The organism is Streptomyces sp. NPDC005931 (genome assembly GCF_042871235.1).
Lineage (GTDB): Bacteria > Actinomycetota > Actinomycetes > Streptomycetales > Streptomycetaceae > Streptomyces.
Map to the genome: position 1 here is coordinate 1 of NZ_JBIAIG010000037.1, position 8,335 is coordinate 8,335.

Annotated in this window: 8 protein-coding genes and 3 pseudogenes; 7 read left to right on the plus strand and 4 right to left on the minus strand. The window is 67.7% G+C overall.

The window, feature by feature from the left end:
* Positions 1 to 99 precede the first annotated feature (99 nt).
* Positions 100 to 390, minus strand: coding sequence for a hypothetical protein (locus ACFYOV_RS33610; protein ID WP_389094407.1), 291 nt, complete (start codon positions 388 to 390; stop codon positions 100 to 102).
* A gap of 396 nt (positions 391 to 786) precedes the next feature.
* Positions 787 to 1,515 (minus strand): hypothetical protein, encoded by a 729-nt coding sequence (locus ACFYOV_RS33615; RefSeq protein ID WP_389094409.1) that lies wholly within the window; start codon positions 1,513 to 1,515, stop codon positions 787 to 789.
* A gap of 631 nt (positions 1,516 to 2,146) precedes the next feature.
* Here ACFYOV_RS33615 and ACFYOV_RS33620 point away from each other — a divergent pair.
* Both ACFYOV_RS33620 and ACFYOV_RS33625 read left to right on the plus strand, forming a co-directional pair.
* Positions 2,147 to 2,911: pseudogene (locus tag ACFYOV_RS33620) on the plus strand (IS256 family transposase); the annotation flags it as partial.
* Between the two features lie 234 nt (positions 2,912 to 3,145).
* Complete coding sequence (locus ACFYOV_RS33625) at positions 3,146 to 3,832, plus strand: MBL fold metallo-hydrolase (RefSeq protein ID WP_389094418.1); 687 nt, start codon at positions 3,146 to 3,148, stop codon at positions 3,830 to 3,832.
* A gap of 8 nt (positions 3,833 to 3,840) precedes the next feature.
* Here the strand turns inward: ACFYOV_RS33625 and ACFYOV_RS33630 are convergent.
* Positions 3,841 to 4,568, minus strand: a pseudogene (locus ACFYOV_RS33630) (ATP-binding protein).
* Between the two features lie 636 nt (positions 4,569 to 5,204).
* Between ACFYOV_RS33630 and ACFYOV_RS33635 the strand changes: the two are divergent.
* The 5 genes and pseudogenes from ACFYOV_RS33635 to ACFYOV_RS33655 all read left to right on the plus strand — a co-directional run bounded on the left by ACFYOV_RS33635 (position 5,205) and on the right by ACFYOV_RS33655 (position 7,584).
* Positions 5,205 to 5,444 (plus strand): hypothetical protein, encoded by a 240-nt coding sequence (locus ACFYOV_RS33635; RefSeq protein ID WP_389094410.1) that lies wholly within the window; start codon positions 5,205 to 5,207, stop codon positions 5,442 to 5,444.
* A complete protein-coding gene (locus ACFYOV_RS33640) occupies positions 5,444 to 5,827 on the plus strand; it encodes a toxin Doc (protein ID WP_389094412.1) in 384 nt (127 codons plus the stop codon). The genes ACFYOV_RS33635 and ACFYOV_RS33640 overlap by 1 nt, the downstream gene beginning before the upstream one ends.
* Before the next feature lie 163 nt (positions 5,828 to 5,990).
* Positions 5,991 to 6,818: pseudogene (locus ACFYOV_RS33645) on the plus strand (IS5 family transposase).
* Between the two features lie 92 nt (positions 6,819 to 6,910).
* Positions 6,911 to 7,186 (plus strand): hypothetical protein, encoded by a 276-nt coding sequence (locus ACFYOV_RS33650; protein ID WP_389094414.1) that lies wholly within the window; start codon positions 6,911 to 6,913, stop codon positions 7,184 to 7,186.
* A complete protein-coding gene (locus tag ACFYOV_RS33655; RefSeq protein WP_389094416.1) occupies positions 7,186 to 7,584 on the plus strand; it encodes a hypothetical protein in 399 nt (132 codons plus the stop codon). The genes ACFYOV_RS33650 and ACFYOV_RS33655 overlap by 1 nt, the downstream gene beginning before the upstream one ends.
* Before the next feature lie 88 nt (positions 7,585 to 7,672).
* On the opposite strand, the gene ACFYOV_RS33660 is transcribed toward ACFYOV_RS33655, so the two are convergent.
* A complete protein-coding gene (locus ACFYOV_RS33660) occupies positions 7,673 to 7,825 on the minus strand; it encodes a DUF6207 family protein (RefSeq protein WP_389094420.1) in 153 nt (50 codons plus the stop codon).
* Between the last annotated feature and the right edge of the window lie 510 nt (positions 7,826 to 8,335).

Below are 8,335 nucleotides of genomic sequence, written 5' to 3' on the forward strand. Positions count from 1 at the left end.
CCCAGGCCAACCCACCCCTCACTGATCAGAAATATCGCTCGTGGACAGCAGCTCTCCGCCATCGACATGCGCTGAACCTGCCGATGAGCCGGATCAGCGCTACTGTGGCGTTCCTTTCACGTTCTTGCAGCTCAAGGCAGTGCTGGCCATCTGCCCCGAACTGGACCACTTGCCGGGCATGTCCGCTCCTTCGCCCACATGCTCACTCAGCTGCAAGGTCACCAACTGCCGGCATGGATCGAAGCGGCAACCAACGCCGACCTGCCCAGCCTCCAGCGATTCGCCCGGCGTCTGGAACGGGACCTCGACGCCGTTACCGCCGGGGTCCTCGCACACCAGCTCAAGCGGCGGGCCGGAGAACTCGGGTTCATGCGCACACGCGGCCGACACCAGGCGACGGTCCCCTTGAAGGCGAGGTGGTGGCGGCACCGGTCGATCCGGGGCAGCTGGCCCCGATAGGGGGACGAACTATCCGAAACCCCCGCCCAGTTACTCACCGACGTCCAGCGCCACGTTCCCCGCATCCCCGACTTGAGCACGGAGCGACGCGGCCGGCACGACGAACGAACCAGACTCACCTCCGACCAGCTCCAGTGGCTCGCCAACCACGGACTGTCGTGGGCGCGACAGGCACTGACCCAGTCTCGCTGACCGTGACTGGCCACCTCACCGCCTTCCAGACGCGGAGTCTGGGCTCTGGCGCCCCACCCTCCCTCCTGCCGATGCATCCTGCTTCAGCCTGGATGACCGGTCCGGCGGTGTTTCCGCCCACCGTGGACGCTCGAGTCATCCAGAAGGAACTTCATAGAAGGCCAGGTACCCCAGGCGTTCGCACATATCGATGGCGTGCCCACGGCAGGCATAGAGGCCGTCGCCCTGTGAGGTGGTGACCTTGAAGGTGCGCGGTTCACTGCAATCAGTGTCCTTGCGCTCATAGTCCCATGCACGTGTGCAGCCTTCAGCGACGCACCAGGAGCGTCCAGCTGCGGAATCCAGCGTCCTGCCGTGATCAGGGCACACTCCGCCAAGAAGGCCGCATGGCGACGGTTGCGGCGTTGGAGGCGGTTGCTCTGCCGGCGCGGCAAGGTCACCGGCTGCGGATACTAAAGGGCTGCGAGGCATGGGGGACTCGGGCGCCCGGGCGGGTTCACCGTGTACAGAGGCAAGTCCACGTCGGCGAGCAGCGCGCAGGGCGTCGAGGGCGAACCAGCGCTCACGCCAGGGGGTGAGCACCGTGTCGCGCCGACCGGGCGGATCACACTCTTCTCCGTACTCATTCCAGGACATCACTGAGCGGACCAGCCACAGCAGGTTGTCCAGGGAGATGTACTGCTTCCCGTTGAACACCATGCTCATGGTGCCTTTGGAGCAACGCCCGGCGTCGGGCATTAGTTCCTCGCCGCGTTTGAGGATGCGGTCGTAGGGGGGAGCGCCGCGCTGTCGTCGTAGCGTGGTGAGTTCTTGCCCCAACTCGGCCAGTGCCTTATCTAAGTCGCTGTTCTGGTTGTCGGTCATCTCCGGTGCCATTCTGTCCCCCAACCGGGCCTTGGCATGAACCAGCACCTTAGGTGCCGCGGAAGCGGACTGTGCTGAACTTTGCCGAACAGTATTGAATGTGAAGGCGCTCGGTCAGCTTCGTTCGGCGCCGTGCAGGCTTCGCCGTCCATGTTCGATCTATGCAGGTCAGCGGATACGCTCGTCGAAAGTTGGTGGCATGACTTCGACGACACCACCAAGGAACCCCAGTCCTGCAGACGGGTCCGGTCCAGAGCCGCCCTTCCTGTCCTTGCACACCACCGTCGTCCTGCTCACTGCCCTTGTCATCGGGCTTGTGGTGGGCGGGCTGAGTGTACTGAGCGGTGCACCCGTTGCTGCCGCCGTGCTGATGGGACTGACAGCGGCCGGCTCCGCAGTGCCCGTGCTGCGCTCCCTCATCGGCCGCGGCAGGTGACCGATTTCCCTCTGTCGCACCTTGGCACCGGGCGGAGGCCACGATGTAACGCTCAGACGGCAAGATCGGCGTCCCTGGCCCTTCACCGCCGAGGTCTAATCTGGGTGTTTGGCCTGGCGTCGGAGTGAGGGTCCGGATATGAGAACGGCCACCGGCTGATCTTCGAGTTGTCGAAGCTCGAAGGAAATCAGCACGATGACCGCACCCGACAGTCTGCCCCTGCACGCCCTCATCGCCGAGGAGAACCTCGCCGCGGCGAGTCCCGATCTGCTGCGCGCGATGATCAAGACATTCGCCGACGCCCTCATGTCCGCCGAGGCTGACGCCCTGTGCAACGCCGAATACGGGCAGGTCAGCGACGAACGCGTCAACCACCGCAACGGCTACCGCCCACGCGAGTGGGACACCCGCGCCGGGACCGTCGAGCTCGCCGTTCCCAAGCTGAGGCAGGGCAGCTACTTCCCGCACTGGCTCCTCGAACGCCGCCGCCGGGCCGAGCAGGCCCTGATCTCGGTGGTCGCCACCGCCTACCTGCTCGGTGTCTCCACCCGCCGGGTCGAGAAGCTCGCCGAGTCTCTCGGGGTGACGCAGCTGTCGAAGTCCCAGGTCAGCGCGATGGCTAAGCACCTGGACGAGCAGGTCGCAGCCTTCCGCAACCGGCCCCTGGACGCCGGCCCGTACTCGTTCGTCTGGGTCGACGCGCTCACCCAGAAGGTCCGCGAGGGCGACCGCATCATCAACGTCCACGCCCTGATCGCGGTCGGCGTCAACGCCGACGGCCACCGCGAGATCCTCGGCCTGGACGTCGCCACCGCCGAGGACGGCGCCGGCTGGCTCGCCTTCCTGCGCTCCCTGATCGCCCGCGGCCTGTCCGGCGTCCAGCTCGTCATCTCCGACCCCCACGCCGGCCTCGTCGATGCGATCGGCGCGGTCCTGCCTGGTGCGTCGTGGCAGCGGTGCCATTGATTGTGTCGGTGGGAGGCAGCAACGCGTGACGGTGAGTTGTGGAAACGTTTGAGGGCGTTCTGCAGCCGGAGTGTCGGTGAGTTTCAGCAACGCTGGGGATGCTCAAAGGTCGCGTCTCGGCGGCCATGTGCAGGGTGCTTGTCGGTGGGTTTGGTCGTGTCCCGCATGCCTCGTAGGCCGTGAGCGAAGGACCACGTGGCCAAGAGGGCGATCGTGCAGGCTTTGGGCATGGATGTGATTCAGGTGCTGCCGACGCTGTGCATGCTCCGCTTCCCGGTGGGGGCGGCCTATCTGTGGCGGGACGACGACGAGCTGACCTTGATCGACACTGGGACGGCGGACTGCGCTGCTCAGATCGAGGATGCTCTGGACGGCGAGTTGCGGCGGATCGTGCTGACGCACTGGCACGAGGACCATACGGGCGCGGCCGCCGAACTGGCTGCCCGTCATGGGGCGGAGGTGGTGGCGCATGGACTGGAGGCACCGGTGATCCGGGGGGAGGTGGCCGGAGCCCCGCCCGTGCTGCAGGATTTCGAGATACCAATCCGAGTATCGCTCCCGCTGCTCCCGCCGGCTCCGCCGTGCCGGGTGGACCGGGAGTTGAAGGACGGCGATGAGCTGGCCTTCGGCGGTGGGGCGGTGGTAATTGCGGTGCCCGGACACACGGATGGGTCGATCGCGCTCCACCTGCCTGGGCCGGGGGTCCTGTTTGCTGGTGATGCGGTCGCCAACGTCGGCCAGACCATGCTCGGTGTGTTCAACACTGACCGCTCCCGGGCCATCGAGTCGCTGCACCGGCTTGCCAAGTTGGAGATCGAGACCGCGCTCTTCGGGCATGGCGACCCGATCGTCCATGGCGCGGCGGCCGCCCTGCAAGGAACGGCTGCCGCAACAGAGAGTCATCCCGATGCGTGAAAGTCGGCTCAGGTTGTGGCTGACTGTTCGGCCTTGCTCCGGGTGTGGGCGAGTCGGTAGGAGTCTGTGCCGGTCTCGGTGATCGTGCCGTTGAAGGTGAGCCGGTCGACGATCGCGGTGCAGAGCCGGGGATCGGTGAAGGTCTCGGTCCAGCCGCCGAAGGACTCGTTGGAGGCGATCGCGGTCGCCTTGTTCTCCTCCCGTTCCGTCAACACCTGGAACATCAACTCGGCGCCGTGCCGGTGTTCCATGTAGCCCAGCTCGTCGATGCACAAAAGATCGACGCGCCCGTAGCGGGCGATGGTCTTGCTCAGCTGTTTCTCGTCCGCGGCTTCGACCAGCTCGTTCACGAGCTTCGTCGCGAGGGTGTACTTCACCCGGAAACCGACCATCGCCGCTTCGGTTCCCAACGCGATCAGCAGGTGCGACTTGCCGGTGCCCACTCGGAGGTGGCCAGGGTGTGGATCACGGCGGGGTCGATGCTGGGGTTGGCGTCGAAGTCGAACTCCCTGACCGACTTCTGCTTCGGGAACGCGGCGGCCTTGATCCGGCGCTCGGATCAGGGCCGGGCCCGGTCGTCGCACTCGGCCAGCAGCAGCTCGGCGAGGAAGTTGAGGTAGGACATCTGCTCACAGGACGCCTGCTCGGCCAGGTCGGGGAACTTCGCGCGAATGGTGGGCAGCCGCAGCATGCGGCAGGCGCCGATCACGGCGGTCTCCGCCGCCTGCTCGCTCATCCGGTGACGGCTGGGAGTACTCACGGCAGTGACTCCTTCGGTGCAGCGGGACGACGGTGCAGCAGCTGGTCATAGGCGGTCGGCGACGGCAACGGCCGAAGATCGGCGGAAGGTGAGCGAGGCGGCGCTGCGTCAACGAGGCCACGGAAGAGGGCCGTCGTCGCGGTGTGCGCTCAGGGCGCCGCCGCTGTGCCACGTCGCCTCCCAGATGCCGCCCGGCCTGTCCAGGTGCACGAGCCGGCGCGCGAAGTCGGTTCGAAGTCGCTGGACGTCGCCGCGGCGCCGGGCCCGGGCGAGCAGGCTCGGCGCGGGGCGCAGCACACCCTTAAGGAGCTCCTCGTCGAGCGGATACTCCGCGCGCTCGCTGTGCCATTCGCAGCAGGACCGAGGTGAGGCGACGGGCCGGGTGCGTGGGCCGGGGGCGGCCGTCCTTCGTGATGCATGTCTTCGTGCGCGAAGCCGCGCACGGGGGGCAGGTGACGCGCCGCGCTCGGCCGCTGGTTACCGGCCGAGGCGATCACACCGGCGCCTGGCCGACATGGCCGCCGGACCGCGCGGGGCGATGCCCTCGGCCGTCCAGTCTTCATCGCAGACTGCGGCCTTCCTCGGCAGGCACCAAGTAGGTACCATGCGGGTATGCCGTCACTGAATGTGTCCTTCACCGATGAAGAGATGGAAGGCGTGCGTGCTGCTGCCGCCGCTGAGGGCAAGAGCCTCAAGCAGTACCTGCACGACCTGGGAGTGCGCGAGATGCACCGCAAGCGGTTCGTGGCGGGCGCTGCGTCCTGGGCGGAAAGGCTGCGCGAGGAGTTCGACGCGGCGTTCCCGGACGAGATTCCTCCCTCCGAGCGCGACCGGGGAGCCACTGCCGCCTGATGAGCGAGATCCTGTACGTAGATGTCTCCTGGCTCCTGGACGTTCAGGACATCGCCCTGGGTCACGACGACGTGTCCGTCACCGACTACTCGGCCCTTGTCGCGGCTGTCGCCCGCCACAAGACCCGCACGCCGACGCTCGCCGAGTCCAACCCCGACGCCGCGTGGCGTGCTGCCGCGCTCCTGCACACCATCGTGCGGCTCGAACCGCTCCCCCACCGCAACAGCCTCTTCGCCGCCTTCGTCACCACCCAGTACCTCGACCAGTCCGGTGAAGGCATCGACCCGCCCTACGGAGCACTGTCCGACCTGATCCGAAAGGCCCGCGAAACCCGGCTGAAGATCTACGACATCGCGGACACACTCCGCTCCTGGCGCATCTGAACCGCGCGGCGCCGGCCGACGGACGAGCGGCGGCCCGCGCCACCTCACCCGGTCCCCGCCCTACGGGAGCGCGGGAGGAGCCAGGCATCCGTCCGGCGCTTCGGCCCTGCCCCTTCTTACAATCCATCTCATTTGGATTGTTCGATAGCCTGCCGAGGTGGGGATCGTTGAGCGGCTGGTGCCGGATGAGCTGTGGGAGTTGTTCCAGCGGGTGGTCCCGGAGGCGCCAACGCGTCCGCAGGGAGGTGGCCGGCGCCGACACGGCGATCGGGAGGTGCTGGCGGCGATCGTGTTCGTCGCAACTTCGGGGTGCACGTGGCAGCAGTTGCCATCCGCCTCGTTCGGACCTTCTGGTGCGACAGCCCATCGGCGGTTCGCGGAGTGGTCGAAGGCCAGGGTGTGGGCGAAGCTTCACCGCTTGGTCCTCGACGAGCTCGGCGCTCGCGGCGCGCTGGACTGGTCTCGCTGCGCGATCGACTCCGTGAACATGCGGGCCCTGAAAAGGGGGGACTGACAGGCCCGAATCCTGTCGACCGGGGCAAGTACGGCTCGAAGATCCACTTGATCACCGAGCGGACCGGTCTGCCCCTGTCCGTCGGCATCTCGGGCGCCAACGTTCACGACAGCCAGGCCCTCATCCTCGCTGGTGCAAGGCATACCGCCGATCCGGTCCCGTCGCGGCCGACGGCGACGCAGACCCGGCAAGCTCCACGGTGACAAGGGCTACGACTACAACCACCTGCGGCGTTGGTTACGAGCCCGCGGCATCACACCCCGCATCGCCCGCAAGGGAACCGACTCCAGCCAGCGGCTCGGTCGGCACCGCTGGACCATCGAACGCACCATGGCCTGGCTCGCCGGATGCCGACGCCTGCACCGCCGCTACGAACGCAAAGCCACCCACTTCCTAGCCTTCACCAGCATCGCCTGCACCCTCATCTGCTACCGCCGACTTGTTAGTGAGCATTTCGCGTACCAAGCGCGTACATGAGACGTTTCCTCGCCGGGCGGGCGCAAGCGCGTCGGCCACCGTGCGCGCGTTTCCTCTACCGACGGTAGAGGGGCCACGGTAAATTGGGGTCTATGGCAGCGGACGAGACGAGCATCAAAGTGAGCGTGGCCGCGCGGGATCGGCTGGCCCAGCTGGCGGCCGAGCACGGCACCACCATCCGCGGCCTGGTGGAGGACCTCGCGCAGGGCACCCCGACGAAGGCTGAGTACGCCGAGCGGGCCGAGCTGGCACGCGCCGAGCTCGCCTCCGCCCTGGGCAGTCCACCGAGCCCGGAGGCCGAGGCGAAGGCCCGCGCCCTGCTGGAGCGCCTGGGTGCCGCCTCGCACGGGCCGCAGGCGGCCGCGTAGTGGCGGCGATCGCGGTCGTCCTGGACCACACGACCGCCGCGGCGCTGTACGACCCGAAGGACCCGTTCAACGAGGCGGTCGCCGCGTTCTACGTCCAGGCCTCCAGCGGGCTCGGGGACCTGTATGCGCCGGTGCTGTCGCTGACCGCGGGCGACGCCGAACGGCCGGGCCTGCTCGGCTACATCAAGGGGCTGCGGTTCGTCCGGATCGAGGCGTTCGACACCGACGCCGCGGTCACCGCCACCGAACTCCTGCGCTTCGGGCACTCCTGGGCCGCCGTCCACGCCATCCACGCCGCCCGCCCCTCCCCCACTCACCCCTCCGGCCGCTACCTGCTCACCCTGACCCCCAAGGCCTACGCCGGCACCGGCGTCCAAGCCGTCCACCCCGACCAGTAACCACCGGCGCCCCCGGACGCTTCCTCCAGCCATCGGGCACCTGACCCGTCACACACGCCACCATGCCCGCTCAGGCCTTCGCTCAGTGTCACGGGCTGACCGGCTGGCGCAGGTCCACATAGCAGCGCAGCCGTACGCCGGGCTGATCGGCATCGCGCGTCGTGTGCTCCGCTGTCGCCGTCGCCCACCGTTCGGCGAGCAGCTGCTGGAAGGCGAACGCGGTGGCGTCGTCGGCGGCCAGGCCCGGCTAAGCTCACGTGCCTTTCATGGATCGGTTCCATGAACGGCACCACGCCCGGGCATCCCGGCCGGGTTCCGCCAGCGCTGCGTCTTCACCCGAACGAGAACGTGCGATCAAAGGGGCTGTGGCCGGACCAGTCCCAGCGAGCCCGGGCCGCCGGGGCGCGGATCGCACAGCGACCCGGTCTCCGGGACCACACTGCCCGAGGCAGCGGACTCGGGCAGTACAGGCGACCTGTGTGCAACGTCTCCCTGATCACCTGCGACTCGGAGACCACAGGCCCCTGGTCAGGGAGACCCGGCACGGTTACCGTCGAACACCTCCAGTTCAAGCTGTAACCAAGCCCCCAGCGGCCCGTCGGCAGATGGAAGCGTCACATGGGCAGGCGTCGTGACCTGCGAGATCCGATGTGGGACTAGTGTCCTGCGCCGGAGATCCGTCGGCAGAAGTTGGCGAGGGAGTCGAGGATTTCCTCGGCTGTCTTGGTCCAGATGAACGGCTTGGGATCTT